Annotated in this window: 24 protein-coding genes and 1 pseudogene; 15 read left to right on the plus strand and 10 right to left on the minus strand. The window is 69.8% G+C overall.

Translation table 11 applies throughout. The features are described from left to right. Together ACIF83_RS39190 and leuE are read left to right on the plus strand one after the other, a co-directional pair. The coding region (locus ACIF83_RS39190; protein ID WP_399734486.1) for a methylmalonyl-CoA mutase family protein at positions 1-594 on the plus strand (594 nt) is incomplete at its 5' end. Between the two features lie 53 nt (positions 595-647). After that, entirely contained in the window at positions 648-1,298 is a 651-nt protein-coding gene (gene leuE, locus ACIF83_RS39195) for a leucine efflux protein LeuE (protein WP_393467948.1), read from the plus strand. Position 1,299: 1 nt separating this feature from the next. Here the strand turns inward: leuE and ACIF83_RS39200 are convergent, their stop codons facing one another. Further along, positions 1,300-2,700 (minus strand): FAD-dependent monooxygenase, encoded by a 1,401-nt coding sequence (locus tag ACIF83_RS39200; RefSeq protein ID WP_399734489.1) that lies wholly within the window; start codon positions 2,698-2,700, stop codon positions 1,300-1,302. A 71-nt stretch (positions 2,701-2,771) separates the two neighbouring features. On the opposite strand from ACIF83_RS39200, the gene ACIF83_RS39205 reads away from it, so the two are divergent. Then, positions 2,772-3,422 (plus strand): TetR/AcrR family transcriptional regulator C-terminal domain-containing protein, encoded by a 651-nt coding sequence (locus ACIF83_RS39205; protein WP_398137041.1) that lies wholly within the window; start codon positions 2,772-2,774, stop codon positions 3,420-3,422. On the opposite strand, the gene ACIF83_RS39210 is transcribed toward ACIF83_RS39205, so the two are convergent. Continuing rightward, entirely contained in the window at positions 3,407-4,375 is a 969-nt protein-coding gene (locus tag ACIF83_RS39210; protein WP_393467956.1) for a class I SAM-dependent methyltransferase, read from the minus strand. The two genes, ACIF83_RS39205 and ACIF83_RS39210, sit on opposite strands and share 16 nt — an antisense overlap. 100 nt (positions 4,376-4,475) lie before the next feature. Then, entirely contained in the window at positions 4,476-5,630 is a 1,155-nt protein-coding gene (locus ACIF83_RS39215) for an acyltransferase family protein (RefSeq protein WP_399734493.1), read from the minus strand. A 262-nt stretch (positions 5,631-5,892) separates the two neighbouring features. Here ACIF83_RS39215 and ACIF83_RS39220 point away from each other — a divergent pair, with 262 nt between their 5' ends. After that, positions 5,893-7,356 (plus strand): glycosyltransferase family 29 protein, encoded by a 1,464-nt coding sequence (locus ACIF83_RS39220; protein ID WP_399734496.1) that lies wholly within the window; start codon positions 5,893-5,895, stop codon positions 7,354-7,356. Beyond that, positions 7,353-9,674, plus strand: coding sequence for a glycosyltransferase (locus ACIF83_RS39225; RefSeq protein ID WP_399734499.1), 2,322 nt, complete (start codon positions 7,353-7,355; stop codon positions 9,672-9,674). Before ACIF83_RS39220 ends, ACIF83_RS39225 begins: the two co-directional genes overlap by 4 nt. A gap of 60 nt (positions 9,675-9,734) precedes the next feature. Here the strand turns inward: ACIF83_RS39225 and ACIF83_RS39230 are convergent, their stop codons facing one another. Both ACIF83_RS39230 and ACIF83_RS39235 read right to left on the minus strand, forming a co-directional pair. Further along, on the minus strand, positions 9,735-11,069 hold the full coding sequence (locus ACIF83_RS39230; protein ID WP_399734502.1) for an alpha-2,8-polysialyltransferase family protein: 1,335 nt from the start codon (positions 11,067-11,069) through the stop codon (positions 9,735-9,737). Beyond that, complete coding sequence (locus ACIF83_RS39235) at positions 11,066-12,043, minus strand: glycosyltransferase family 2 protein (protein WP_393467970.1); 978 nt, start codon at positions 12,041-12,043, stop codon at positions 11,066-11,068. Before ACIF83_RS39235 ends, ACIF83_RS39230 begins: the two co-directional genes overlap by 4 nt. A gap of 198 nt (positions 12,044-12,241) precedes the next feature. On the opposite strand from ACIF83_RS39235, the gene ACIF83_RS39240 reads away from it, so the two are divergent. Genes ACIF83_RS39240 through ACIF83_RS39255 form a run of 4 tightly spaced genes read left to right on the plus strand, consistent with a single transcriptional unit; the run spans position 12,242 to position 16,937 of the window. Beyond that, on the plus strand, positions 12,242-13,552 hold the full coding sequence (locus ACIF83_RS39240) for a DUF6716 putative glycosyltransferase (protein ID WP_393467973.1): 1,311 nt from the start codon (positions 12,242-12,244) through the stop codon (positions 13,550-13,552). A 41-nt stretch (positions 13,553-13,593) separates the two neighbouring features. Then, positions 13,594-14,790, plus strand: coding sequence for a cytidylyltransferase domain-containing protein (locus ACIF83_RS39245; RefSeq protein WP_393469762.1), 1,197 nt, complete (start codon positions 13,594-13,596; stop codon positions 14,788-14,790). Between the two features lie 12 nt (positions 14,791-14,802). Continuing rightward, positions 14,803-15,741: an N-acetylneuraminate synthase family protein gene (locus ACIF83_RS39250; protein WP_097252789.1), complete on the plus strand. Its 939-nt coding sequence runs from the start codon at positions 14,803-14,805 to the stop codon at positions 15,739-15,741. Positions 15,742-15,788: 47 nt separating this feature from the next. Further along, complete coding sequence (locus ACIF83_RS39255; RefSeq protein WP_399734507.1) at positions 15,789-16,937, plus strand: hypothetical protein; 1,149 nt, start codon at positions 15,789-15,791, stop codon at positions 16,935-16,937. Here ACIF83_RS39255 and ACIF83_RS39260 read toward each other — a convergent pair. Further along, complete coding sequence (locus ACIF83_RS39260; RefSeq protein ID WP_399734510.1) at positions 16,934-17,125, minus strand: DUF397 domain-containing protein; 192 nt, start codon at positions 17,123-17,125, stop codon at positions 16,934-16,936. The two genes, ACIF83_RS39255 and ACIF83_RS39260, sit on opposite strands and share 4 nt — an antisense overlap. Continuing rightward, a complete protein-coding gene (locus ACIF83_RS39265) occupies positions 17,122-17,958 on the minus strand; it encodes a helix-turn-helix domain-containing protein (protein ID WP_399734513.1) in 837 nt (278 codons plus the stop codon). Before ACIF83_RS39265 ends, ACIF83_RS39260 begins: the two co-directional genes overlap by 4 nt. 178 nt (positions 17,959-18,136) lie before the next feature. Between ACIF83_RS39265 and ACIF83_RS39270 the strand changes: the two are divergent. Both ACIF83_RS39270 and ACIF83_RS39275 read left to right on the plus strand, forming a co-directional pair. Continuing rightward, positions 18,137-18,546: pseudogene (locus ACIF83_RS39270) on the plus strand (ATP-binding protein). Between the two features lie 110 nt (positions 18,547-18,656). Beyond that, entirely contained in the window at positions 18,657-19,544 is an 888-nt protein-coding gene (locus tag ACIF83_RS39275) for a glycoside hydrolase family 19 protein (protein ID WP_399734516.1), read from the plus strand. Between the two features lie 285 nt (positions 19,545-19,829). Here ACIF83_RS39275 and ACIF83_RS39280 read toward each other — a convergent pair whose 3' ends face one another. Continuing rightward, positions 19,830-20,456 carry an isochorismatase family protein gene (locus tag ACIF83_RS39280; RefSeq protein WP_393468008.1) on the minus strand — a complete coding sequence of 209 codons (627 nt, stop codon included), beginning with the start codon at positions 20,454-20,456 and terminating at the stop codon, positions 19,830-19,832. Between the two features lie 220 nt (positions 20,457-20,676). On the opposite strand from ACIF83_RS39280, the gene ACIF83_RS39285 reads away from it, so the two are divergent. Next, positions 20,677-21,159 (plus strand): MarR family winged helix-turn-helix transcriptional regulator, encoded by a 483-nt coding sequence (locus ACIF83_RS39285; RefSeq protein ID WP_393468010.1) that lies wholly within the window; start codon positions 20,677-20,679, stop codon positions 21,157-21,159. A 30-nt stretch (positions 21,160-21,189) separates the two neighbouring features. Here ACIF83_RS39285 and ACIF83_RS39290 read toward each other — a convergent pair whose 3' ends face one another. Then, entirely contained in the window at positions 21,190-21,843 is a 654-nt protein-coding gene (locus ACIF83_RS39290; RefSeq protein WP_393468013.1) for a class I SAM-dependent DNA methyltransferase, read from the minus strand. A 226-nt stretch (positions 21,844-22,069) separates the two neighbouring features. Between ACIF83_RS39290 and ACIF83_RS39295 the strand changes: the two genes are divergently transcribed. Both ACIF83_RS39295 and ACIF83_RS39300 read left to right on the plus strand, forming a co-directional pair. Then, entirely contained in the window at positions 22,070-23,311 is a 1,242-nt protein-coding gene (locus tag ACIF83_RS39295; protein WP_393468016.1) for an amidohydrolase, read from the plus strand. A 289-nt stretch (positions 23,312-23,600) separates the two neighbouring features. Beyond that, positions 23,601-24,629, plus strand: a complete 1,029-nt coding sequence (locus tag ACIF83_RS39300) for a BMP family protein (protein WP_393468019.1) — start codon at positions 23,601-23,603, stop codon at positions 24,627-24,629. Between the two features lie 101 nt (positions 24,630-24,730). On the opposite strand, the gene ACIF83_RS39305 is transcribed toward ACIF83_RS39300, so the two are convergent. Further along, positions 24,731-25,075 carry a hypothetical protein gene (locus ACIF83_RS39305; RefSeq protein ID WP_393468022.1) on the minus strand — a complete coding sequence of 115 codons (345 nt, stop codon included), beginning with the start codon at positions 25,073-25,075 and terminating at the stop codon, positions 24,731-24,733. A 411-nt stretch (positions 25,076-25,486) separates the two neighbouring features. On the opposite strand from ACIF83_RS39305, the gene ACIF83_RS39310 reads away from it, so the two are divergent. Continuing rightward, entirely contained in the window at positions 25,487-26,533 is a 1,047-nt protein-coding gene (locus tag ACIF83_RS39310) for a BMP family protein (RefSeq protein WP_393468025.1), read from the plus strand. Positions 26,534-26,761: the final 228 nt, after the last annotated feature.

Here is a 26,761-nt window from a genome sequence, read left to right on the forward strand (position 1 = left end):
TCGCTGCACACCAACTCCTTCGACGAGGCGATCGCGCTCCCGACGGACAAGGCGGCCCGGCTCGCCCTGCGCACCCAGCAGGTCCTCGCGTACGAGACGGACGTACCGGCGACCGTGGACCCGTTCGCGGGCTCCTACGCGGTGGAGAAGCTGACCGACGACGTCGAGGCGGCCGCGTCGGACCTGATGCGGAGGGTCGAGGATCTCGGCGGCGCGGAGGCGGCGATCGAGCGCGGCTTCCAGAAGTCCGAGATCGAACGCAACGCGTACCGCATCGCCCAGGAGACGGACTCCGGCGAGCGGGTGGTCGTGGGCGTCAACCGCTTCCAGCTCGACGAGGAGGAGCCGTACGAGCCGCTCCGCGTCGACCCCGCCATCGAGGTACGCCAGCGGGAACGCCTGACCAGGCTGCGCTCCGAGCGGGACCAGGGGGCGGTGGACTCGGCCCTGACCGCGCTGAAGAAGGCGGCCGAGGGCGAGGAGAACGTGCTGTATCCGATGAAGGAGGCGCTGCGGGGGCGGGCGACGGTGGGAGAGGTGTGCAACGCGCTGCGGGAGGTGTGGGGGAGTTACGTGCCCTCGGACGCGTTCTGAGCGCCCGCCCCGCCCCGGAGTCGATGTCGTACCCCCGTGCGACACTCCTTCTCATGTTCGGCGTCATCGACCTCCCCACCTACCTGGCCGGCCTCGTCCTGATCGTCCTGCTACCCGGCCCCAACTCCCTGTACGTGCTCTCCGTGGCCGCCCGGCGCGGTGTGCGGTCCGGTTACACCGCCGCCGCCGGAGTCTGGTGCGGGGACACCGTGCTGATGACGCTGTCCGCCGCCGGGGTCGCCTCGCTGCTCCAGGGGAACGCCGTGCTGTTCGGGATCGTGAAGTACGCCGGCGCCGGATATCTGACCTGGCTCGCGATCGGGATGCTGCGGTCCGCGTGGGGGATGTGGCGCAGCCGACGGGAGCAGGCCGCCGAGGAGGCCGCGCCGGTCGCGTCGGCCGAGGAGCGGCCCTTCCGCCGAGCCCTCGTCGTCAGCCTCTTCAACCCCAAGGCGATCCTGTTCTTCGTCGCCTTCTTCGTGCAGTTCGTGGACCCGGGGTACGCCTACCCGGCGCTGTCCTTCGTGGTCCTCGGCGCCTTCGCGCAGCTCGCCAGCTTCCTCTACCTCAGCGCCCTGATATTCGGCGGCACCCGCCTGGCCGCCGCCTTCCGCCGCCGCAAGCGTCTGTCCGCGACGGCGACCTCGGCGGCGGGCGCCCTCTTCCTCGGGTTCGCGGTGAAGCTGTCGCTCGCCGGCGCGTGAGTCACCTGGCTGCGAAGGCTCCCGTCCGCGCCGCGTACCCCGTCAATCCCTGGGCCGTCTTGCCCGCCCAGCCCACGTAGCCGTCCGGACGGACCAGGAACAGCCCGGTCCCGTATCCGCCGGAAGCCGGTCCGCTGACGACCCGGACCTTCTCCGGCACCCCGGACGGCACCTCCGCACCCAGCGCCAGCAGCGTCCAGCGAGGACCCCTGAACGCGTCGAAGAGGCGTACGCCGTCCACCGTCCCGTCGGGGGCCCGGTCACCCGCCCGGACTTCGGACGGGACGGCCCGGGTCTCCTCGCTCAGGGACGACTCCGGGTACCCCAGCCCCAGCTGCACCGTCGCCTTCCCGCGCTGCACCTCCCCGCGGTGCACGCCCGTCGACAGGCCCAGCATGGCCGCGGCATTGGGGCGCCGTTCCTCCTCGTAGGTGTCGAGGAGGGACACCGGAGCCCCGTCGCGCAGCACCGCGCCCAGCTTCCAGCCCAGGTTGTACGCGTCCTGGACGCTGGTGTTCAGGCCCTGCCCGCCGGCCGGTGAGTGCACGTGGGCCGCGTCGCCCGCGAGGAACACCCGGTCCACCCGGAACCGGTCGGCCAGTCCGGTGCGCGGCCGGAACTCCGAGGCCCAGTGCAGTTCGGTGACGTCCTCGGCGTCGAGGTGCGTGCGGGCGGCGACCAGCTTGCGGATGCCGTCGAGGGACAGGTCGACCTCCGTGCCCTCGGCGAGCTTCCCGGCCAGCTGGAAGACGTCCGTTCCGGCGAGCGGGCACAGCGCCACGCCGGTGCCGTCGGCCCCGGGGAAGGCGTGCCAGTACTCCCGGTCGAGCCCCTTCACCCGCACGTCCGCCACCAGGAACGGGCTCGGGTCGACCGTCTCCCCGGCCATGCCCACGCCCACCGCGCGCCGCACCGCGGAGCGCCCGCCGTCGGCCGCGACGACGTAGAGCGCGCGGACGGTCGTACCGTCGGCGAACCGCACGCTCGCGCCTTCCGCGTCCTGCTCCAGGCCTGTCACCTCGCGGCCGAAGTCCACCCGGCCTCCCAGTTCCACGAGCCGCGCGTACAGCACCTCCTGGGTCCGCCACTGCGCGACCATCAGCGGCTCGGTGTACGGCGCGCCCTCGTCCGCCTCCACCGGCTCGAACATCGGCTGCTCGCCGAGCCGCTCGCCGTCCTTCCAGATCATCCGCGCCGGGTAGGGGCCGCCGGCCGCGCGGATCGCGTCCAGCACGCCGAGGTCGTCGAAGACCTCCTGGGTGCGCGGCTGGATCCCCTTGCCGCGCGAGCCGGGGAACAGGCCCTCCGCCCGCTCCACGACCAGTGCGTCCACGCCGCGCCGGGCCAGCTCGATGCCGAGGGTGAGGCCGGTCGGGCCGGCCCCCACGATCAGGACATCCATCACGATTCTCCTTAACGCCGTTAAGTGCCGTTGCCCACGAGAGTGCCCTTAACGCTGTTAAGCTGTCAAGCGTGAGTACGGAACGACGCGCGCCCCTGGACCGCAAACGGGTCGCGGACACGGCGCTGCGGTTGCTGAACGAGGTCGGCCTCGACGGGCTGACCCTGCGTGCCATCGCCAAGGAGCTGGACGTCAAGGCCCCGGCGCTGTACTGGCACTTCAAGGACAAGCAGGCGCTGCTCGACGAGATGGCGACGGAGATGTACCGGCGGATGGTCGCCGACACGGCGCTCGACCCCGCCGACAGCTGGCAGGAGCGGCTGCTCGGCACCAGCCGCGGGCTGCGTGCCGCCCTGCTCGGCTACCGCGACGGCGCCAAGGTCTTCAGCGGCTCACGCTTCACGGGCACGGACCATGCCCGCGAGATGGAGGCGCATCTGCGGGTCCTCACGGACGCCGGTTTCACCCTGGCGCAGGCGGTCAACGCGGCTCGGACCGCGAGCATGTTCACCATCGGGTTCGTCACCGAGGAACAGGGCGTGCAGCCCCTCCCGGGCGAGCGCCGGGAGGGGTACGACATCGAGGAACGCGCCCGGCGCATGGCCGACTTCCCGCTCGCGGCCGAGGCCGGGAAGGTGCTCTTCGACGACTACGACGGGCAGTTCGAGGAAGGGCTGGCCCTGGTGATCGCGGGCATCGAGGCCCGCTACGGGATCGGCTGAGCGGGCGGTCGGCTCCGGGCCGCGCGCGCCTTGCGGATCGCCCGCGTGACGACCGGCGGCAACAGGTCCACCGCGACCCGGCGGACCCGGCTGCCCCGTCGGGGCGCGGGCCGGACGGGCCGTGCCGCGGGAGCGGGCGCCGGTTCCGGCACGGACACCGCGGCCGGCGTCGGCTCCGGCGCCTCGGCCGCCACCGCGTGCTTGGAGGGCGGGAAGGCCGGCGCGGCCATCCCCTTGGACTTCAGGCGGACGATCCGGTGCCCCGCGGCCTCCTGGACGCTCAGGTGGCAGTCGGACCGCTCCCGCGCCATGGCGAGCAGCGCCTCCTGGACCGGCTCGGGATCGCCCCAGGTGCCGTAGAGCTTCTGCGTGCTCAGGCAGATGGGATGCAGGCCCCGGTTGAGGACGGCCTCCCAGGTGGCTATGGACACGCCGGGTGTGTGCTCGGAGCGGAAGTCGTCGAGGACGACGATGCCGTCGGGCAGCAGCAGGTCGTGGGCCGCTCCTATGTCGCCGTGCACGTGTTCGTACAGGTGCGAGGCGTCGATGTGCACGAACCGGCAGGAGCGGGCCGCGACCTCGTCGGGAACCAGGGAGCTGGGCCCCTGGAGCACCCGGGGCAGCTCGTCGTGGAAGGAGTGGTAGTTGTCCTCGAAGACGCGCCGGGTCAGCGCGCTGTAGGACTTGGTCGACTCGGCCCGGTTGGCGTCGTCCGGGGCGTCGCCCTCGAAGAGGTCGCAGACGGTGTACTTCTCGCCCGGCTGCTGGTGCCGGCCGATGAAGATCGCGCTCTTGCCCATGTAGACACCGACCTCCAGGAGGTCGCCGCGGGTTCCCCCGGCCTCCTGCCGGCTCAGGAACCAGTCGAAGAGCAGCTGGTCGAGCACCGGGAACCAGCCGGGCACGTCGTCGAGCCGGTGGGGTGGTCGGGTCGCTTCCTGGGTGGTGGCCATGAGGCGGGGGCACTCCCTCGGTACGGCAGTCTGTGGGTTCTCTGCGGAAAGCCTGTGGCGCGGGGGGTGGGGCACTACGGTGCCTGCCCCCGGGGCCGGTTCAAAACCCAAGGCGAGATGAACGACTGCCCAACTTCCGGCCACGGAGCGCTCGCTTCAGCTTCGGGCCGAGCGGCTTCTCCACGAACCGGTGCATCAGCCACGCCAGCAGCAGCATGCCGAGCACCGTCGTCACGAGCGTCGGCCACGCGGGCAGGCCCAGGCCCCGGTGCAGCGCCCGGATGACGAACCAGCCCAGATGCTCGTGGACCAGGTAGAACGGGTACGTCAGAGCGCCGGCCGTGGCCAGCCAGCGCCAGTCGGCCCGGCGGGTCCAGCCCAGCGCCACGGCCGCCACGGCGGCGAAGGCGAGGGTGACGACCAGCAGGATGACGTACGGGTCGCGCACGAAGTCGCCGTGCGCGCCGGTGTGCCAGAGTCCGCGCGTGGCGTTGCTCTGCCCGAGCAGCCAGGAGACGGCCACGATGCCCCAGAGCAGCAGGTCGCCGCCGAAGCGGTGGATCAGGTAGAGGGCGAGACCGCCGACGAAGAACGGGGCGTGGTCCGGCATGACCAGCTGGTCGATCAGCGCGTTGCCGGACGTGCGGCAGACCACCGCCGCCAGCGTCCACACGGAACAGAAGAGCACCACCCGGCGGTAGGTGACCCCGCGCAGGACGACGAGGAGGGCGAACAGCGCGTAGAAGCGGACCTCGACCCAGAGCGTCCAGCACACGCCCAGCACGCGCGGGGCGCCCATGGGCTGTTGCAGCATCGTCAGGTTGACCAGGAACTCGTCCAGGCGGACCGGGTGCACGACGGCCGGCAGAACGAGGGCCGCGCCGGTGACGAGCGCCAGGGCGACCCAGTAGGCGGGGTAGAGGCGGGCGACGCGGGAGCGGAAGAAGTCGCCGAGGGTGCGGCCCCAACTGCTCATGCAGATGACGAAACCGCTGATGACGAAGAAGAACTGGACGCCGAGGCAGCCGTAGGTGGCCACCTGGGACAGGGCCGGGAAGACGTGGGCCGGTGTCTGGTGCCAGGACGCGGAGACCGTGCCGCCGCGTCCGGCGTAGTGGTAGAGGCAGACCATCAGCGCGGCCACGAGCCGCAGGCCGTCCAGGACGAGCAGGCGGCCCCGGCGCGACGGGGCGGGAGCCGGCGCGGGTGTGGGGGGAGCGGGAGCGGTGGTGAGGGCGGGGGACGAAGCAGCCATGATGCTCGGCGCCTACCCGGCGATGCGCTGATCATCTCGGGCTCTTTTGTGAAAGTCCCCGGCATGAGGGAGCCGCTCCACCGTCACCTGGAGGAATCACAGGAATGATGTGATTGACCGTCTAACCATTCTCTTACCTGTCCGGATTCGTTAACCCGGCGGTCGCTTTGGCTTCCTAGTTTCTCCATCCACCCCCACGTTTTCGCAAACCCACGGCATGCCGCCGTAAACACCGTATTTGCTTGGCAAAACCAGGAGAGCTATGACGAGGGTCCAGAACCGGCGGACACCTGCGCGTGGAGGGGAGCTGGAGGACTGCCTGCGTGCCTGCGCCGTGCACAGCGGCAAACTCGTGGGCAGTCTCGACCGCCGCCGCACGGAACTGGCCGAGCAGCTGCGCAAGTTGCTCGTCGTGTTCAGCACCACCGGTACGTCCGCTCCCGCCTCCGCCCCGGCCGGTGGCGCGACCGCTCTGCTCAAGCGTGCCGTCAAGGGGGCCGCCGCGCCCACCGGCAGCATCCCGGGCGACCTGCTGGACGCCCTGCTGGCCGTAGGCAACAAGGCCCTCGAATGCGGCTACGACGACGAGCTGCACCTCGCCCTGCAGATCGGCGACACCGTCCTCGCCCAGCGCAAGAACTCCCGGGCCGGCTGGCGGCTGCGCGCCCGGGTCCTGGAGGCCCTCGGCGAGGAGCACGAGGCCGTCCAGGCCTACGAGCGCTACCTGGAGCTGACCGAGGAGGACGGCTTCGGCGTGGCCGCCCGGATCACGGGCCTGCGCCGGGCCGCCGAGCGTGAGCGGGAGCTGCTCGCCCTGCTGCAGCGCCAGTGCCCGCGCGCCGCCGACTTCGCCCGCGGTCCCGCCACCGACGTGTGGGCCGAGGGCCTGGCCCGCAACGCCCTCGGCGACTGGGACGCGGCCGAGCCCCGGCTGGTCGGCGCACTGCTCGCGCTCGCCGCCGAGGAGGCCCCGGTCGCCGACCGGCAGGAACTGCTCAGCCAGTACCTCGACCTGCGCACCGGGATCGCCGCCGACCCCGCCGCCCTCACCGAGGCCGTCGCCCTCTACGCCGAGCAGCGCCGCATCCGCATGCGCGGCCCGGTCGCCGACCCCACCGTCGGCGGGGTGGAGTGGATCAGCCTCGGCGAGTTCCGCAACCGGATCGCCGGCAAGTCGATCTGCCTGATCGCCAACTCCGGCCGCGTGGGCGAGAGTTCGATGGGTGCCCGGATCGACGGCTACGACCTGGTCGTCCGCTTCAACTCGTACCGGATCGACCCGAAGCACACCGGCAGCCGTACCGACATCCATGCCACCATCCACAAGCACGGCTTCAACTGGGACCAGCCAGTGACCACCCGGCTCGTCTTCGGCGGGGTCTCCGGCGACTGGAAGCACTCGCTGCGCAACCGCCTGGTGCCCGGCGCCCAGCGGTACCTCGGCGACGAGTCGCTGCGCTGGCCCGTCCGCAACATCGGCCGGCTCGGCAACGACGTCTGGTCCGGCATCCCGACCACCGGCTTCAACATGCTGTGGATGCTGGACTTCCTGGACGTCAGCCCGACCCTGGACCTGATCGGGTTCGACTTCTACGAGAGCGGCGCCTACCGCGTCCAGGAAGCCATGAAGCTCGCCATCACCTCCGTGCACGAATACACCAGCGAGAAGGCATGGGTCATGGAGCGGGCCCAGAGCGTGACCGACCTGAGGATATCCCTGCGATGACCACCTTCACCCCGGTAGCACCGGAGACCGCCCCCGCTTCCGGCACTGCCCTGACCGGCAAGCGGCGCATCGCCTTCGCGAGCTTCGTCGACGAGAACTACCTGCCCGGCTTCCTCGTCCTGCTGCGCAGCCTCGCCCTGTCCAACCCGGGCGTCTGCGAGGACTTCGTGGTCCTCCACGACGACCTGAAGCCCTCCTCGATCGCCCGCATCCGCGCCCTGCACCCGCGCATCGTGCTGCGCCGCGTCGACGCCGAGCACTACGACTCGTACGTCAAGGGCGACCAGGACAACTACCTGGTGCGCAAGGCGTACTTCATCCTCGACATCTTCCGGCTGCGCGACTACGACACCGTCATCACGCTGGACACCGACATGGTCGTCCTCGGTGACCTCGGTGAACTCCTGCAGCTGCGCGAGGGTCTCGCGGCCGTACCGCAGTTCTTCTACGGGCAGCACAAGCTCAACTCCGGGCTGCTGGTCATCCAGCGCGAGTACCTGTCCGACGCGTTCTGCGCGAAGATCGACCAGGTCGGGCGCAGCGGCAGCTACGAGCTCGACAAGCACGACCAGGGCATCCTCAACGCCGTCCTCGACGGCGACTTCGTCCGCCTGGACGCCCGCTACAACTTCGTGAAGCGGCGGCTCTCGGGCGACCTGCCGGTTCCCGACGACACCGCGATCCTGCACTTCACCGGCCGGCACAAGCCCTGGCAGGGCGGCGAGGCCGGGTACGCACTCGCCGAGGACCGCTGGCGCGAGTTCGAGATGGGCGACGCCGAGTTCCACGCCGCCTACCTGTCCAAGGGCAACCTCCACCACGACCTGCTCGTGCACTACGGCACCCCGCACGTGCGGCGCACCGGTGACGTGGAGGCCGCCCGCAAGGTCGCAGCCAGCCACATCGCCGCCGGTGAGTACCAGGCCGCCGTCGACCTCCTCGGCAGCGTCCGCATCCCGGTGGACGAGGCCTGGCCGCACGAGGTGCTCGGGCACGCCCTGATGAGCGTCTCCCGCCACGAGGAGGCGAAGACCCAGCTGCTGCTGGCCACCGCCGCCCCCAACCGGGCCGCCACCGCCTACGCCCGCCTCGCCCAGATGGCCTGGGTGCACGGCGACAACGCCGAGGCCCTGAAGTACGCCACCGCCGGCCTCACGGTCGACCCCACCCACCGCTCCAGCCGCCTGTGGGCGCAGCGCGCGGCCGCGGTACCGGCCCAGGAGCAGGGCGCCGCCGAGGACCAACTCGCGCACGTGGCCTTCTACATGGACCGACAGGGCAACGCGGGCGACAAGCTGCTGCCCGAGACGGTCCGGCTCGCCTTCGGCCCCGACTTCACCTCCCGGCGCTGGCACTCCGTCCACGCCCACCGGCTGTTCGACAGGGCCGCCCTGGAGCGGGTCAACGCGCGGCGCGGACTGGTCATCGGCGGCGGCGGACTGTTCATCCCGGACACCATGCCCAACGGCAACAGCGCCTGGCAGTGGAACGTCCCGGACGAGCACCTGCGCGCCGTCGACGTACCGATCATGGTGTTCGCGGTCGGCTTCAACGCCTTCGACGGGCAGTCCTACCGGGCCCGGCGGTTCAACGAGAGCCTGCGCCTGCTGGTGGAGAAGGCCTCCTTCTTCGGTCTGCGCAACCACGGCTCCATCGCCAAGGTCCGCTCGCTGCTCCCGCCCGAGCTGCACGACAAGGTCGTCTTCCAGCCCTGCCCGACCACGGTCATGCGCCGGCTGGTCGCCGGCTGGAGCGACCCGCTGCACCGCGAGGACACCGTCCTGCTGAACGCGGCCTACGACCGCGCGGGCCTGCGCTTCGGCCACGACTACGGACACTTCCTCGCCGAGACGGCGAAGGCGGTCCGGGCGATCGGCGCCCACACCGAGGTGCGGTGCGTCGCCCACTCGCTGGACGACGAGCGCATCGCCTTCGATCTGCGCCGCGAGCACGGGATCTCGCTGCCGGTGATCCCGATGTACGACTTCTCCAACGACGAGATCCGCGAGACGTACGCCAGGACCCGCCTGGTCATCGGCATGCGCGGGCACGCCGGAATGATCCCCTTCGGGGTCGGCACGCCCATCATCAGCCTGATCTCGCACCCGAAGATGGCGTACTTCCTCAACGACATCGAGCGCCCCGAGTGGGGTGTCTCCGTCCACGAGAGGAACCTGGGCGCGGTGCTCACCGAGCGGGCGCTGAACATCCTGGACCACCACAGCCGGACCGTCGCCGACGTGCACGAGCGGCAGGAGCTGCTGTGGAAGGCCACGCAGGAGAACGCGGCCCGGATCCGGACGGTCCTGGGCCGCTGAAAGGCCGAAAGGGCGGGCCTGTGACAGGCCCGCCCTCGGCGGTCGGCGAGGGGGGTGGGTTCAGCGGCGTACCACCCGGCGCAGATTGCGCGCCTTGCGCGCCACCCGGCGGACCGTGGCGTTGCGCGGGATGAACGACAGCTGGGCGGGCACCCCACCGGGCAGCGCCAGCGCGGTCAGACGCTTGCGCTTGAAGTAGCGCAGGGTGTGCGGGTTCAGGTTCCGGGCGAGGTACTGCTCGGTCTCCTCGCGCAGCCTCGGCAGGATCTTCGGCTGCATCGCGAAGCCCACCGCACGCACCAGCGAGCCCAGCGCCTCCACGTCCGTGCCCGGGCGCTGCTCGGTGACCGCCTCACGGTCGCCCAGCTCGGGCAGCAGCGCGTCGACCACGGTGACCGGCACCCGGTTGCTGTTCTCGAACGGTGTCAGCCGCTCCAGCAGCAGATCGGTGCCGACCCGGGCGACCGGCACGCCGTACAGCGCGGAGGCGGTGAGCAGCGCGGTGGAGAAGCAGCCGACGACCAGCGCCGGACGCATCCGCTGGTACACCACCTCGGCGAGGACCGGCGTGTCCAGCACGGTCAGTTCCACCTCGAGCTTCTCCGCCTCCTGCTCCAGGGTGCGGGTGAAACGGGCCGGGGCGGTGGGGTGCGGCTTGAACACCACCTTGGTGTGCCCGAGCGCCACCGCGCCCTTCAGCATCCGCACATGCAGGTTCTCCTCCTGCTCGGCGGTGAGGATGTCCAGCGCCGAGAGGTACTGCCCGAGCAGCAGCGCGGGTTCCTCGATCTCGGGCAGGTCGTCACCGAGCGGGGCGAGTTCGGCCAGCACCTTGGTGAAGGCCTGGGTCGGCACGATCTCGCCCGGGACGCCGAACTCGGTGAGCAGCAGCGGCTTCAGGCCCGGCACCAGGTCGAGGTGGAGCACCCGGTCCACGCGGGTGCCGACCAGCGGGTCGATCTTGTTGCGGGTCGGGCCGTAGCTCATCAGACCGTCGGCGTAGACGGTGACCGGGGCGCCGGTGAAGATCTGGGCGAGCGCCAGCGACGGGTTGACCTGGATCGACTCGACGGCCAGCTCCACGTCGTCGTCGCCCAGCTGCCACTCGTGGCGCAGATACCGCTCCCAGAGCGGCATGTCGTCCACCCGGGGCGCCCAGCCGCCGGGGTGGAAGGGGAAGATCGTCTCGTTGTACGAGATCACGTCGTCGAAGCGCTCGCGCAGCCGCTCGAAGCCGGGCATCTCGTCCAGGCCGGGCGTGGTCTCGGGCGTCGCGGCGTTGTTGCAGACCAGCAGGATGCGCCGGCCGGCCGGGCCGAAGCAGCCCGAGTCCAGGGCTGCGGCGAGCGTCGCCGTGCCGTACAGCGTCGACGCCTGGAAGATCTGGGTGGTCACGCGGCGACCCCCGTGGAGGCGGGACGGCGGCGCAGCCGGCGCAGCTTGGTGGCGCGCTGCAGGTCCATGGAGTCCAAAGCCTCGTCCAGCACGTCCTGCGGCATGCGCCGCAGCGCCCCGGCGCTCAGGGATTTCAGTTTCTTCGCCACCGCGGGCTCGAACCTTTCGATGGATCCCAGGTGATGGGAAATGATGGCGCAATAGGTACGCACGGCCTTCGGCAGGAGCGCGTCGGCGTCCGGGTCGGCGGCGGTTTCCGCGATCACCTGATCGAACGCGCGAATGAAATCGAGCTGCCGGACATCACCGATCTGGGTGAGTGACGAGGCCACACCGCGCCGGTAGAACACACCGAGCATGCTGACCGCGGCGAAGGATTCCGCCTCCCGGTGCAGTTTCCAGATCCACGGCCGGTCCTCGGCCGTGCGCAGCCCGTCGGTGAAGTGCAGCAGACCCTTGTCCACCAGCCGGCGGTGGTAGATGCCCGCCCAGGCGAAGGCGTAGTCCACGGAGGTGGACCGGTCGGCGGGCAGGATCGCCTCGCGCGGGTTCAGCACCACGTTCCGCCGGCCGACCGGCACCCGGTGCACGGTGCGCGACCGCGCCGTGCACTGCACATGGTCGGTGCGCAGGAAGTCGCAGCCAAGATCCTCTATGGCGCTGACCAGCTTCGGGAAGTAGCCGGGGGCGAGCCAGTCGTCGCCGTCCAGGAAGGTCAGGTACTCGCCGCGCGCCCGGTCGATACCGGTGTTGCGGGCGGTCGCCAGCCCTCCGTTCTTCTCGTGCCGGACGAGGACCGCACCTGGCAGCTCGCGCTCCGCGCGCGCGAGAATCTCTGGTGTCCCGTCGCGGGAACAGTCGTCGACGAGAATGAATTCGAAGTCCTCACGCGCGTTCGCACTGAGGCTCCTCAGGGTGTCGGGCGCGTATTGCTGCACGTTGTAGAACGGCACGATGACGGAGAGCTTGACCACGTCACGGACGTTAGGGCGAAGCCCGTCATGTGTCTTGACCGTCGGCTTGATGCCAGGTGAACGACACGTGGCGAAGCTGTGAACCGGGCTTTTTTCCGGCCCGATCATGGCCTGATTCGCCATTCGGCGATGTGCTGTTAACCGTTTGTTGCATTCGGGTTGGGCGGAACCTCGGAATGCCTTCCTAGCGTCTTCGGCGTGCCAGCAAGTGCAACGAAGTCCCTGCGGGTCGCCGTCCTCGCGGATTCCGATACCCGGTGGAAGTGGGGTGCGCTCACCGCGCAGCGCGTCACCCCCACCGGCGCCGAGATCCGGCTCGACGGCTACCTCCTACGGGGACGAGCCACCCCCACCGCCCGCCAGCTCGAGGAGGTCGGCGTCCGAGCGGACTCCCTCCGCGAGGTGACCGGCGTCGAGTTCCTGCGCGCGATGAACGAGCAGTCGTACGACGTCCTCGTCCTCGCCCTGGTCGGCGGCGGCGTGCAGGCGATGCTGCACGGGCTGCGAGGCGCCCGGGGCTCCGGGAAGCGTCCCGTCGTCGTCACCGGCTACGTCGGCGTCGTCTACGAGAAGCTCGCCGACGGCCTGCTGCTGCGGCACGGCGCGGACCTCGTCCTCGCCAACTCCCGTCACGACGCGGACCGTTTCCGCACCGTGTACGAGGGAGTCGGCGCCGACGCCTCCGCGGTGACCGAGGTCGCGCTGCCGTTCCTCGGCGGAGAGCCGTACACCGGTGAACACGAGCCCTACACGGTCGTGTTCGCGGCCCAGCCCTCCGTCCCGGACAGCCGCAAGGACCGTACCTACCTGCTCGGCCGGTTGATCGAGCACGCCCGCAGGCACCCCGAGCGCGAGGTGCTGCTGAAGCTGCGCTCCAAGCCGGGTGAACACACCACCCACATCGAGGAGTTGCCGTACCAGAAGCTGGTCCAGGGCAAGGACCTGCCCGCCAACTTCCGCCTGGTGTACGGCCACATGGGCGAGGTGCTCGACCGCACCGACCTGTTGGTCACGGTCAGTTCCACGGCCGCCCTCGAGGCCCTGCACCGCCGCATCCCGACGGTCGTCCTGACCGACCTCGGTGTGCGCGAGGTGCTCGGCAACCACCACTTCACCGGCTCCGGGTGCCTCGCCTCCTGGGACCAGCTCGACGCCGGACACCACCCGGCGCCGAACGAGGAGTGGGTGGCACGGCAGGGCGTCGCCGCCGACGGCACGTACGCCACCGCCTTCGACGCGGCCCGTGAACGCATCGCCGAGCTGCTGGACCGGCCAGGGGGGCTGCCGCCCCTCACCCCCTACTACACACCCGAGACCGCGCCGGGCTACCTGCCCGGCATCCTCGCCCGCCACCACCTCGGCCCCGACGGAGCACCGCTGCCCGGCGCGCCCGCCGCCGACAAGGAGCCAGGACCCGTCCGCCAGATCGTGCGCCGGGCCGCGCGGGGTGCCTACCGGCACGGCGTGCAGCGCGTGGCCCCCGTGATCCGACGGATGGGGGAGCTGTGACCTTCCAAGGAGTAAATCCCGTGTCCGACAAAGCAGTTGCGATGCGTCGCGTCCTGGCGGTGATCCCCGCACGTGGTGGCTCCAAGGGAGTGCCCGCCAAGAACCTGGCCCCCATCGGCGGCGTCCCGCTGGTCGCCCGGGCGGTCCGCGAGTGCCTGGCCACCCGGCTCGTCACGGACGTGGTGGTCTCCACCGACGACCAGGCCATCGCGGCAGCGGCGCGTGAGGCGGGCGCCGAGGTCGTGCTGCGCCCGGCCGCCATCGCCGGCGACACCGCCACCTCCGAGGCGGCCGTCCTGCACGCGATGGACGCCCACGAGGCCCTGCACGGAGCCCCCGTCGACGTCGTCCTGCTCGTGCAGTGCACCAGCCCCTTCCTGGTCCGCGAGGACGTCGACGGTGTCGCCGGCGCGGTGGCCGAGCAGGGCGCGGACACCGCCGTCACCGTCGCCCCCTTCCACGGCTTCGTCTGGCGCCACTCCGACGAGGCGGGCGAGGGCGGCTTCGGCGTCAACCACGACAAGTCCTTCCGCCCGCGCCGCCAGGACCGTCCCCAGGACTTCCTGGAGACCGGTGCCGCCTACGCGATGGACGCGGCCGGCTTCCGCAAGCACCAGCACCGCTTCTTCGGCCGTACGGAACTCGTCCGCACCGACCCCGCCCGGGTCCTGGAGATCGACGACCCGCACGACCTGGCCCGCGCCCGCGCGCTGGCCCCCCTCTTCGACGCGGACCGCCCCGGTTCGCTCCCCACCTACGACGACATCGACGCCGTAGTCCTCGACTTCGACGGCACCCAGACCGACGACCGGGTGCTGATCGACTCCGACGGACGGGAGTTCGTCTCCGTGCACCGCGGAGACGGACTCGGCATCGCCGCCCTGCGCAGGAGCGGGCTGCGGATGCTGATCCTGTCCACGGAACAGAACCCGGTGGTCGCCGCCCGCGCCCGGAAGCTCAAGCTCCCGGTCCTGCACGGCATCGACCGCAAGGACCTCGCCCTCAAGCAGTGGTGCGAGGAGCAGGGCATCGCGCCGGAGCGCGTGCTCTACGTCGGCAACGACGTCAACGACCTCCCGTGCTTCGCCCTCGTCGGCTGGCCCGTGGCGGTCGCGAGCGCCCACGACGTCGTACGCGGCGCCGCACGCGCGGTCACCACCGTCCCCGGCGGTGACGGCGCGATCCGAGAGATCGCCAGCTGGATCCTCGGCCCCTCTCTCGATTCCCTCCCCAAGTAAGGACATCTCCTGATGAGCACCAACTCCCGTATCCGCACCTTCGGTACGCGTGAGGCCGGCCCGGGCCGCCCCGTCTACATCTGCGGCGAGATCGGCATCAACCACAACGGTGAGCTGGAGAACGCGTTCAAGCTGATCGACGTGGCCGCCGAGGCCGGCTGCGACGCCGTGAAGTTCCAGAAGCGCACGCCGGAGATCTGCACCCCGCGCGACCAGTGGGACATCGAGCGTGACACCCCCTGGGGCCGGATGACCTACATCGACTACCGCCACCGCGTGGAGTTCGGCGAGGACGAGTACCGCCAGATCGACGAGTACTGCAAGGAGAAGGGGATCGACTGGTTCGCCTCCCCGTGGGACACCGAGGCCGTCGCCTTCCTGGAGAAGTTCGACGTCCCCGCCCACAAGGTGGCCTCCGCCTCCCTGACGGACGACGAGCTGCTCCGCGCCCTGCGCGCGACCGGCCGCACGATCATCCTGTCCTCCGGCATGTCGACCCCGAAGCAGATCCGCCACGCGGTCGAGGTCCTGGGCAGCGACAACATCCTGCTCTGCCACGCCACCTCGACGTACCCGGCGAAGGCCGAGGAGCTCAACCTCCGCGTGATCAACACCCTGCAGGAGGAGTACCCGAACGTCCCGATCGGCTACTCCGGCCACGAGACGGGCCTGCAGACCACGCTGGCCGCCGTCGCCCTCGGCGCCACGTTCGTCGAGCGTCACATCACCCTCGACCGTGCCATGTGGGGCTCGGACCAGGCCGCCTCCGTCGAGCCGCAGGGCCTCACGCGCCTCGTCCGTGACATCCGCACCATCGAGGCCTCCCTCGGTGACGGCGTCAAGAAGGTCTACGACTCCGAGCTGGGCCCGATGAAGAAGCTGCGCCGCGTCGCCGGTGTCGTCGCCGAGGCGGAGATCGCGGCGGCGGCGGGCGAGCCGGTCGCGGTCTGAGCGCCCTGATCGCCTTACATGCCCTACGACGGGACGGTCGTACGACGATGAGCCCCCGCGCCGGTCAGGCCGGCCACCCTGCCCACACGCTCGCCTTCGTGGAGAGCCCGGTACAGCTGCTGAACGTACTGGAGTGGGCTCACCTCCACGGCCTGCGCGGCGCGCCCGAGCCGGTCCGGCTGTCCGTGCCCGCACAGGCACGGCGGTCGCCTGACGGTGCCCAGGCACCCGCCGGCGCGGAGCTCACGGTCGTCGTCCTGTCCCCGACCGACCCCATGACCCGGGGCCAGCTGCGCCGCATGGCGGACCTGGCCCGGGACGAGGGGTACCGGGTGCGCTGGGAGGAGGCGCGGGGCGGTACGACCGCGCCCTTCCACACGATCGGCGGCCTGGCGGGTTCCCTCCGCCGGGCCGACCGCATCGTCATGGGAGACCCGTTCTCCCGCTACGTACAACTGCTGCTGACGATCACCCGGGCCCATGACCTGGTCGTGGTCGACGACGGCACGGCGACGATGGAGTTCGTCGCCCAGCTCGCCCGCGGCGAGCGCCTGGTCCGCTGGCACCGCAAGGGCGGCCGCCCCGGAGCCAGGGACCTGCTCTTCGCCCCGGTCTCCTCCTCGGCCCGCCGCCGCCTCACGCCGAGCGACCGGCGCCGTGTCGAGGTCTTCTCCTCCATGCCGGTGACGGAGACCCCCGAGGGCGTCACGGTCACCGCCAACGACTTCGCCTGGACCCGCGCCCGCTTCGGGCCGCCGCGCATCACCAAGGGCGCCGACATGGTCGGCACCTCCCTGGTGGAGACCGGCGTGGTGGACGGTGACCGCTACCTGGAGGCCGTGCAGTCCCTCGCCAAGACCCACGGTGCCACGCGCTACTTCGCGCACCGCCGTGAGCACACCGACAAGCTGCACCGCCTGGCCACCGAGACGGGTCTGGAGATAGTCCGCCCGGACCTGCCCCTGGAACTGATCGCGCGCCGGGGCCCCATCGGCCGCACGATCCTCAGCTTCCCCTCCACGGTCGTCCACACCCTGCCCCTGGCCCTGGCCGGCACGGGCGTCCGCGTGGCGGTGTGCGACATCGACCCGAGCTGGCTGACGCAGAACGCCTCACCGCGGGCGCAGGGGTTCCTGTCGGGGGTGACGGGGACGGCGAAGGATGTGCATCGGCTGGCGGCGGTGGGGTTGGCCTAGCGTGTGGCTTTCAGCGCCTCGATGAACGGGGTGAAGGCCTCGGCCGGGAAGATGAGGGTTGCCCGGGTCGGGGCCTTCGTGTCCCGGACGCCGACGTGGCTGGGTGAGTTCGCGATCTCCACGCATTCGTTGCCGTCGCCCGGGCCCGAGTAGGACGACTTCCGCCAGTTGTCCATGGGGTTCCTCATAGCTCCTTCGCCAGCCTGTGGATGAACTCACGGGACTGTCCTGGTTCGAGTGACGCGTCCTCCACCTTACGGAAACTTGTTCGGTAGGTGTTGAGCTGAGCCGCGGAATCAATGAAGGCTGTGCCGTGCAGCGCGTCGCGGACCACGGTGTCCAGCCTCGGCAGCCGACCGCCCACATACGTCATCGTGCTTGAGGCCATGGCGAAGCCGTCCAGGTCGAAAGGGATGACACGCAAGGTGATGTGGTCCGCTTCGGAGAGTTCGAGGAGCCGGGCGAGTTGAACCTTTGAGGTGGCACGATCGCCGACTCTGATCCGCAGCGCTGCTTCATGGATCACCGCCTCGTACGGGATGGCGAACTGCTGGCGCGTCTTTCGGTGCTGGATGCGCAACTCAAGCTCTTCGTCGGTCAGTTCTGGCAGCCTGGACGAGAAGACGGCACGCGAGTAGTCCTCCGTCTGCAAGAGGCCGGGCACATACAGAATTGCCACGTGGCGCAGAGAGCGGGCGTGGTGCTCAAGCTCGGACAGGTCCAGGAACGACGTGGGCAGCAGGCCCCGGTACTCCTCCCACCAGCCGTGAGTTCGGTCCGTGGCCATCTCGACCAGCGCATCGATGAACTCCGCATCTGTACAGGCGTAATGGGACGCGAGTCGACGCAGTCGCTCCTCGCTCACCCCCGTGAGCCCTGATTCGATGTGGCTCATCTGGACCCTGTTCGCCCCGAGGAGCGCGGCCGATTGGACGGCGGTGAGTCCGGCCGCCTCGCGGAGCCTGCGCAATTCAACCCCAAGGCGCAACTGACGTGCTGTTGGTTCGCGCCTCTGGACCATGGGTTGCTCCTGCTCTTTCGGGGGCGGATCGCGCGATCAGCTTGTCACGGGTAACAGGTTACCCCTACGGTCAGTGACGTAGCGCACACGCAGCGGAAGCGCACCGCTCCGCCGTGCCATGACGGCTGCGGCAATGCCACCGCGCGCGAATTCCCTTGTCTCTGAACGGAGTTGACCCATGCCCGAAACCTGGGACTACACCCTCTACATCCCCAACGACCTCAGAGCTGTCACCATCTGTCGCCGAACCCTGCGCCTGATCCTGGCGATGCACGGCCTGACCGGTCTGGTGGACACGGCGGAGCTGCTGGCGACGGAGCTGGTCTCGAACGCGGTGCGGCACACGAAGGGGCCGGCCGCGCTGAGGGTGCGTCGCTCGCCGGAGGGGGTGGTGTGGATCGGGGCGTGGGACACGGACCCGGGGCCGCCGGAGCCTCCGCGGCCGCTGGAGCAGGCCGCCGAGCTGGTGGAGGAGGGGCGGGGCTTGGCGTTGATCCGGGTCTGCGCGGACTACTGGGGTTGGCAGCCGTCGGCCAGGTTCGGGAACCGGGGCGCAAGTTCGTGTGGTGCGAGCTGGGGGTGGCCTGATGCGTGCCAACGTTGTCAGATTTGACTGGTCTAGACCTTGACTGGTACATACCAACGCGGTTGAGTGTGGCTTCAGCCCCCCACCCTTGCTCCGCAAAGGAGTTGACCTCGTGTCGAAGCGCCGCCTCTCCGCATTCCTGGCCGCGATCGCGATAGGAACCGCCACACCGGTGCTGTTGCCGGCCGCGGGAGCTTCCGCCGCGGCCTGTTCCAGCTACCCGAGCTGGACGGCCGGCAAGTCCTACGTCACCGGTGACATCGTCCGGTACACCGACGGCAAGACCTACATCGCAGAGCACGACAACCCGGGCTACGACCCCACCATCAGTACCTGGTACTGGGACCCCTACGCCTGCGACGGCGGCACCAACCCCTCGGGCAACTTCGTCGTGAGCGAAGCGCAGTTCAACCAGATGTTCCCGAACCGGAATTCGTTCTACACGTACAGCGGGCTGACCGCGGCCCTCGGCGCCTACCCCGGCTTCGCGAACACCGGCAGCGACACCGTGAAGAAGCAGGAGGCGGCCGCCTTCCTCGCCAACGTCAGCCATGAGACCGGCGGGCTGGTGTACGTGGTCGAGCAGAACACTGCCAACTATCCGCACTACTGCGACTGGAGCCAGCCCTACGGCTGCCCGGCCGGTCAGGCCGCCTACTACGGCCGCGGTCCCATCCAGCTCAGCTGGAACTTCAACTACAAGGCGGCGGGGGACGCGCTCGGCATCGATCTGCTCAACAACCCCAACCTCGTTCAGGCCGACGCCTCCGTCGCCTGGAAGACGGGGCTCTGGTACTGGAACACGCAGACCGGACCCGGCACGATGACGCCCCACAACGCGATGGTCAACAGTGCCGGATTCGGCCAGACCATCCGCAGCATCAACGGCTCCCTGGAGTGCGACGGCAGGAACCCCGCGCAGGTGCAGAGCCGCGTGGATGCCTACCAGCGGTTCGTGCAGATCCTGGGTACCTCGGCGGGCGGCAACCTCTACTGCTGATGGGCGCAGGCATGCCCAAGGGCCTTTCAGGCCGCTACTGGTGCCCCGCCGTGTTGAGCGACCTGCTGTTCAACTGGTGGGACTGAAGACCGAGGTATCGTCGCGGCCGACCCGTCTGTGGTGCTCAGTGGGCTCGCCGACTGCACCGGCCCGGAAGGCCGCCGGCATGCCGGGGCGGGCAGCCGGCATGTCGGCGACCTAGTCCGGTCTCGCGCGGAAGGTGGTCATTTCGATGGCGGACATCACGTGCTCCCGGTGGCGGCGCGCAGGTGTGCTGGACGTGTCCTAGGCCTGGTAGGCCCCGGAGATCTGGCCGACCAGGACGGCGAAGGGCATGTCGAGGGCGGCGTAGAGGGCGCCGGCCTCGGGGGCCGCGTTGTCGGCCAGGGCCTCGACCAGGAGGGTGGCGTAGTCGCTGACGACGACGCCCGCCTGTTGCATGCGCAGCAGCCCCGCCTCGCGCTTGGTCCGGCTGAAGGTGCCGGAGGCGTCCACGGCGACGTACGCGTCGTATCCGGCGGCCGTCGCGGCGATCGCGGGAAGCGCCGCGCACACTTCGAGCGACACCCCGGCGAAGATCAGCTTCTGCCGCCCGGTGGCCTCGATGGCCTCGCGGACCGGGGCGTCGTGCCAGGCGTTGACCGTGCTGCGGTCGATGATCTTCTGTCCGGCCGGCAGCGCCTGGACCAGTTCCGGGGTGGTCGGCCCCCACATGCTGTCGGCCGCGGTGGTGGTGACGACCAGCGGGATGCCCAGCACGGTCGCCGCCCGCGCCATGGCCACCACGTTGTGCTTCAGCTCGCCGAGAGGGATGTCCCGGACGCCGGTCAGAAGTCCCACCTGGTGGTCGACCAGCACCACGGCGGCGTTCTCCCGGGTGATCGATTCCAGGAACTTGCTGCGCTCGCTCATCTTCCGCTCCTTCGGGGGTGGAGCCGAGGCTTGTTGGTCAGTAATCTTGATAGTCAATGCTAGTGACTATTTGAGGCTATACCCGGGCCCTTCGGGGTGCAAGCAACGGCCGGGGTGGGTTGCCCGGGGCCTGGGCAGCACTGTCCGGCCCACCGGGTGCTCAACTAAAATCGCTGGTCACACGGCACAGCGGCGGACGGCCGCCGGGACGGGAGGGGCGTTGACCGGGCACCAGACCGCGGAACCGGACCTCGGCGTGCTCGCCGCCAGGATCCTCTTCTCCGTGCAGCGCGAGCTGTTCGCCACGCTCGCCGGGCAGGGTTTCGACGACATCCAGCCCCGCACCGGCGCCGTCCTCGCCCACCTGCGGGCCGACGGCATCAGGGCCAGTGAACTCGCCCGCGCCTCCGGACAGCACAAGCAGGTCATCGGCACCCTCGTCGACGACCTCGAACGCCTCGGCTACGTCGAACGCAGACCCGACCCCGCGGACCGCCGGGCCAAACTGATCCTCCCCACCGAACGCGGCCTGCTCCAGATGGAGGCCGCCGCCTCCATCATGCGCGCGATCGAGGAACGCCACGCGCAGGCGCTGGGCGAGCCGGAGTACGCCGCCTTCAAGACGGCCCTCCACCGCGTGGCCGACCTCCAGCGCGAGGCCGTCACCACGGGCATCGAACCGGGACGGAGCCAGGGCGACTGAGAGCGCGGCGTACAGCTCTGGGCGGTTCAGCTAGGGCCGGCGGGCCAGCAGGAACGCCCTCGGGCGGGTCTCCTCCCCGTCCGGCTCCCGGACCACCGTCGCCACCACCTCCAGGCCCGCCTCCGTGAGCAGCGCCGTGACCTGCTCCGGGGTGCGCCAGTAGTAGTCCAGGTCGATCTGATGGCCGAAGCGTTCCGCCAGATGGAGGTGGCCGGATTCCGGGCCGGACTGGAAGCCGAGCAGGACCGGCCCGCCGGGGGCCAGGGTGCGGTGGAACTCGGCGAAGGCGGTCGGGAGGTGATCGTCGGGGACGTGGATGGTGGAGTAGAGGGCGAGGATGCCGCCCAGAGTGGCGTCGGGGAGGTCGAGGGACGTCATCGAGCCCACGTGGAAGCGGAGTTGGGGGTGTGCCTCGCGGGCCAGGGCCACCATCGCCGGGGAGACGTCCACCCCGAAGGCCGGGACGTCCATCGCTTGCAGGCGGGCGGTGACATGGCCGGGACCGCTGCCGAGGTCGGCCACGGGGGCCGGGCCGTTCGCCGTGACCAGCTCGGCGAAGGCGGTGACCAGCTGCCGGTCCAGGGGGTGGAACAGGCCGTCCGGGAAGCGGGACGCGTAGTCCTTGGCGATCGCGTCGTAGGAGGAGCGGGTGGTCTGCAGGAAATCGGCGGTCGAGTCGCTCACGACCGCGGAGCCTACTGGCCCGGCCTTGGTCCGGTCCGTGGACTTGTAGAGCGGGAGTATGGGTGGGCGTGGTATCCGTGGAAGGAGGAAACAGAGGTTTTACCCACCAGAGTCCGCCGCCATGCGTCCGCCGGTCAGATTTTCTTCACCTAACGGGCTGAAGTTTTGTTGATCGAGGCTCAGTTGACCGGTTGGGCGTCCTACCCTTCAGAGGGTGAACCAATTGATGTCCCTAGAGTATGAGGCCGATGTCCCCGGGGATGTTCTCCCCGGCGTGCTCAGCGAGTCCCTGCACGCCGAACTCGTAGCCTTCCGGCGCGACTTGCACATGCACCCGGAGCTGGGCAACCAGGAGTTCCGCACGACCGCCGCGATCAAGGAGCGGCTCGAGCAGGCCGGGCTGCGCCCCCGCGTGCTCGCCACCGGAACCGGGCTCATCTGTGACATCGGGCTCCCGGAGGGACATCAGCTCGCAGCGGGAGAGCGGCCCGCCATCCCGATGATCGCCCTGCGGGCCGACATCGACGCCCTGCCCATCCCGGACACCAAGACCGACTGCCCGTACCGGTCCACGGTGCCCGATCGCGCTCACGCCTGCGGCCACGACGTGCACACCTCGGTCGTGCTCGGCGCCGGGCTCGTCCTCGCCGACCTGTACGCCAAGGGGCTGCTGTCCCGCCCGGTGCGGCTGCTCTTCCAGCCCGCCGAGGAGGTCATGCCCGGCGGCGCCCTCGGCGCCATCGAGGACGGGGTGCTCGACGGGGTCGGCCGGATCCTCGCCGTGCACTGCGACCCCAAGGTCGACGTCGGCCGGGTCGGGCTGCGACACGGGCCCATCACCAGCGCCTGCGACCGGCTGGAAATCGCCCTGGACGGGCCCGGCGGCCACACCGCCCGCCCGCACCTGACCACCGACCTGGTCACCGCCGCCGCCCGCGTCGCCGTCGACGTGCCCGCGCTGATCGCCCGGCGCGTTGACACCCGCAGCGGCCTCGCGCTGACCTGGGGCCGGATCGAGTCGGGCCACGCCCCGAACGTCATCCCGCAGCACGCCGAGCTGTCCGGCACCGTCCGCTGCCTGGACCTGGATGCCTGGCGCGAGGCGCCCGACATCGTGCACGCGGCCATCGACGAGGTCGCCACCCTGCACCGCGCCAAGTCGGAGATCACCTACGTGCGGGGCGTGCCGCCGGTCGTCAACGACCGGGAGTCCACCGAGCTGCTGCGCAGGGCCATGGTCGCCCGGCGCGGCATGCGGTCCGTCGAGAGCACCCAGCAGAGCCTCGGCGGCGAGGACTTCTCCTGGTACCTGGAGCAGGTGCCCGGCGCCCTGGCCCGCCTCGGCGTCCGCACCCCCGGCGACCGCACGTCCCGTGACCTGCACCAGGGCGACTTCGACGCCGACGAGCGCGCCATCACGGTCGGCGTGGAGTTGTTCACGGCCGCCGTGCTGCTGGACGACCAGTAGGCCGCCCGGAGGGGGGAGGGGCACCCGTTCGGTGCCTCTTCGTCCCCTTGTGTCATCCCGGTGTAACCGGCGGCGCACGGCTGTAACCCGGAGTCGGCACGAATCGATAACGGCCGGGAAAAACCCCGTTCCCCTCCCCTTCTACGCGCGTTACTGTGCGCCGAATCGCCACCACTGGCGGCACATTGGGGACAGCGGCCCGTGACGGCGCCGTGGGGATGAAGGGGTGCTTGTTGTGCGTCTGATGTCTCGGAAGATCTCCCGGAGAACGAGGTTCTCCCAAGCTGCGGTGACCGTCGCGGTCGTCGCCCTCGCGGCCGCCGGATGCGGCAAGTCCAGCACCGAGTCCACCGATACCTCCTCCAAGGACGGCAAGTACTCCGCCAAGGGCATCGGCCTCGCCTACGACATCGGCGGCAAGGGCGACCAGTCCTTCAACGACGCCGCCTACTCCGGCTTCAAGAAGGCCCAGGACGAGTTCAAGATCGGCGGCCGGGATGTCGAGCCGCAGGCCGACGAATCCGACGCGGACAAGGTGCAGCGTCTGGAGACCCTCGCCAAGGCCGGGTACAACCCGATCATCGGCGTCGGCTTCGCCTATGCGCCGGCCGTGAAGCAGGTCGCCGCCAAGCACCCGAAGATCACCTTCGGCATCATCGACGACAACACGATCCAGGCGAAGAACGTCGCCGACATGGTCTTCCATGAGGAGCAGTCCTCGTACCTCGCCGGTGTCGCGGCCGCGAAGGCGACCAAGAAGAACCACATCGGCTTCATCGGCGGCGTGGACATCCCGCTGATCCACAAGTTCGAGGCCGGTTTCGACCAGGGCGCCAAGTCCGTCAACCCGAAGATCAAGATCGAGTCGCAGTACCTGACCCAGACGCCGGCGGAGGGCGGCTTCGCCAGCCCGGACAAGGGTGAGAACGCCGCCAACGGCCAGATCGACGCCGGTGCCGACGTGATCTACCATGCGGCCGGCCTCTCCGGCCAGGGTGTGATCAAGTCCGCCGCCGAGCACAAGGTGTGGGCCATCGGAGTGGACTCCGACCAGTACTCCCAGAGCGCGCTGGCCAAGTACAAGGACTACATCCTCGGCTCGGCCCTGAAGAACGTCGGCGGCGCGGTCTACGACCTGGCCAAGTCCGTGTACGAGGGCAAGCCGCTGTCCGGCGAGGTCCGCGGTGACCTGAAGTCCGGCGGCGTGGGCTTCGCCGACTCCAACCCGAAGTACAAGGCTCTGACCGACGTGGTCTCGGCCGTGGACAAGGCCAAGCAGGGCATCATCAGCGGCAAGATCACGGTCAACACCAAGTGACGTGACCTTTCCTGGTCGTACCGAAGGGGGACGCCCCCGCCGCCGGCGAGGCCGGTGGCGGGGGCGTCCCCCTTCGACGGGTCAGGGTGCTGTCGGCCCGGTCAGACAGGCTCGTCCGTCTCGATCTTGATCGAGAGCACCCCGGTGCCGGAGTAGCCGTGGTCGGTCGCGCACACGGCCTTCGACGTCTCGGCCTTACGGGTGTTGGCCCAGTCGCCGTACACGTTCCACTTGGTGCCGTGCGGGCTGACGCACACGACCTTCACCCGGTGGACGCTGAAGCGGGTGTTGCCGCCCGTGCACTTGCCGTAGCCGGCCGTGCCGTCCTTGGAGGTCCACGTCGAGCAGGTCGACGACGCCATGGCGGGCGACGCGAGGCCGACGACGGTGGCCGACAGAGCGACGCCGGCACCGGCCGCCGCGGCGGTGAGTTTCGAGAACTTCATGATCCTCCCCTGGATCACAGAACCCGTCAGGTTGGTCGGACCTGCGGGAACGTTCGTTTCGATCAAGAAAGGACTTTGTCATGTGACCGACGGGTGAAGATCACTCCTGCGAAGGATTCGGTCGGGCGTCGGACACTGGTATCCGGCAAGAGCTGTTACCGGCGGATCGGCGTGCGGTGAGGGTGCGAGCGGTGGCCGACGGGCGTCGTCGCACCCCGGTCCGGGCATCGTTGTACTTGCGCGCTCCTTGCCTCCCGCAAGGGGCGTACTGCTGTCCGTAACCTTGGCAGTGACTGTGGCCACAGCTAGATAACGGACCGGACATTGGGGGTTTTCCGTCAGGTCTACGCGCGTTACGCTGCGGCGGAACCAGCGCCTGGTTTGGGCGCTTGCACAAAGGAGTCACGTTCCATGCGCCGGGTGTCCCGTATCACGATTGCAGGCGTTGCGACCGCAGCGCTGGCCGTCACCGTCTCTGCCTGTGGCAGCTCGTCCACCTCCTCCTCCAGCGAGGGCAAGTCCAAGGGCATCGGCCTCGCCTACGACATCGGCGGCAAGGGCGACCAGTCCTTCAACGACGCCGCCTACGCGGGCTTCCAGAAGGCGCAGAAGGACTTCGGCGTCGGTGGCCGGGACGTCGAGCCGCAGGAGAACGAGACCGACGCCGACAAGGTGCAGCGCCTGGAGACCCTGGCCAAGGCCGGCTACAACCCCGTCATCGGCGTCGGCTTCGTCTACGCGGGAGCCGTGAAGCAGGTCGCCGCGAAGTTCCCGAAGGTCACCTTCGGCATCATCGACGACAACACGGTCCAGGCGAAGAACGTCGCCGACATGGTCTTCCATGAGGAGCAGTCCTCGTACCTCGCCGGTGTCGCGGCCGCGAAGGCGACCAAGAAGAACCACATCGGCTTCATCGGCGGCGTGGACATCCCGCTGATCCACAAGTTCGAGGCGGGTTACGAGCAGGGCGCCAAGTCCGTCAACCCGAAGATCAAGATCGAGTCGCAGTACCTGACCCAGACGCCCCAGGAGGGTGGCTTCGCCAGCCCCGACAAGGGGGAGAACGCGGCCAACGGTCAGATCGACTCGGGCGCCGACGTGATCTACGCCGCCGCCGGCCTCTCCGGCCAGGGTGTGATCAAGTCCGCCGCCGAGCACAAGGTGTGGGCCATCGGCGTCGACTCCGACCAGTACAAGCAGGCCGCGCTGGCCAAGTACAAGAACTACATCCTGACCTCGGCCCTGAAGAACGTCGAGGGCGCGGTCTACGGCCTGTCGAAGTCCGTCATCAAGGACAACAAGCCGCTCTCCGGCGACATCCGCGGTGACCTGAAGTCGGGTGGCGTGGGCATCGCCCAGTCCAACCCGGCCTTTGCGAACAACGCGGGCATCCAGGCCGCGATCAAGAAGGCCGAGGAAGGCATCAAGAACGGCACCATCACGGTGAAGACCTCCTGACTATCTAGGTCGGAGGCCTTGGCCAACAGAACGCTGTAATGGCAGCGTTACGGCCACGGAACGGGGTGCGGAGAGGATGACCTGCCCGCACCCCGTTCGCGCGGCAGAATGCTCGGAACGGATCGGATTTTTGCTCGAGGTGCAGTTCTCGATCAAGGTCGGTCAGGTCCGGGCACTATTTAAAGCAGGGGCGCTACGCGCGTAGAGCGGCCCCTTTCCCGAGGAGAG

The sequence above is a fragment of the Streptomyces sp. NPDC085866 genome, assembly GCF_044541035.1.
In the GTDB taxonomy this organism is placed as follows: Bacteria; Actinomycetota; Actinomycetes; order Streptomycetales; family Streptomycetaceae; genus Streptomyces.

Bases quoted from the DNA above. Each gene is read 5' to 3' on its own strand.
- leuE (WP_393467948.1), top strand. From the start codon at position 648: ATGTTCGGCGTCATCGACCTCCCCACCTACCTGGCCGGCCTCGTCCTG.
- ACIF83_RS39200 (WP_399734489.1), bottom strand. From the start codon at position 2,700: ATGGATGTCCTGATCGTGGGGGCCGGCCCGACCGGCCTCACCCTCGGC.
- ACIF83_RS39210 (WP_393467956.1), bottom strand. From the start codon at position 4,375: ATGGCCACCACCCAGGAAGCGACCCGACCACCCCACCGGCTCGACGAC.
- ACIF83_RS39215 (WP_399734493.1), bottom strand. From the start codon at position 5,630: ATGGCTGCTTCGTCCCCCGCCCTCACCACCGCTCCCGCTCCCCCCACA.
- ACIF83_RS39220 (WP_399734496.1), top strand. From the start codon at position 5,893: ATGACGAGGGTCCAGAACCGGCGGACACCTGCGCGTGGAGGGGAGCTG.
- ACIF83_RS39225 (WP_399734499.1), top strand. From the start codon at position 7,353: ATGACCACCTTCACCCCGGTAGCACCGGAGACCGCCCCCGCTTCCGGC.
- ACIF83_RS39245 (WP_393469762.1), top strand. From the start codon at position 13,594: ATGCGTCGCGTCCTGGCGGTGATCCCCGCACGTGGTGGCTCCAAGGGA.
- ACIF83_RS39250 (WP_097252789.1), top strand. From the start codon at position 14,803: ATGAGCACCAACTCCCGTATCCGCACCTTCGGTACGCGTGAGGCCGGC.
- ACIF83_RS39255 (WP_399734507.1), top strand. From the start codon at position 15,789: ATGAGCCCCCGCGCCGGTCAGGCCGGCCACCCTGCCCACACGCTCGCC.
- ACIF83_RS39260 (WP_399734510.1), bottom strand. From the start codon at position 17,125: ATGAGGAACCCCATGGACAACTGGCGGAAGTCGTCCTACTCGGGCCCG.
- ACIF83_RS39265 (WP_399734513.1), bottom strand. From the start codon at position 17,958: ATGGTCCAGAGGCGCGAACCAACAGCACGTCAGTTGCGCCTTGGGGTT.
- ACIF83_RS39280 (WP_393468008.1), bottom strand. From the start codon at position 20,456: ATGAGCGAGCGCAGCAAGTTCCTGGAATCGATCACCCGGGAGAACGCC.
- ACIF83_RS39295 (WP_393468016.1), top strand. From the start codon at position 22,070: ATGTCCCTAGAGTATGAGGCCGATGTCCCCGGGGATGTTCTCCCCGGC.
- ACIF83_RS39305 (WP_393468022.1), bottom strand. From the start codon at position 25,075: ATGAAGTTCTCGAAACTCACCGCCGCGGCGGCCGGTGCCGGCGTCGCT.
- ACIF83_RS39310 (WP_393468025.1), top strand. From the start codon at position 25,487: ATGCGCCGGGTGTCCCGTATCACGATTGCAGGCGTTGCGACCGCAGCG.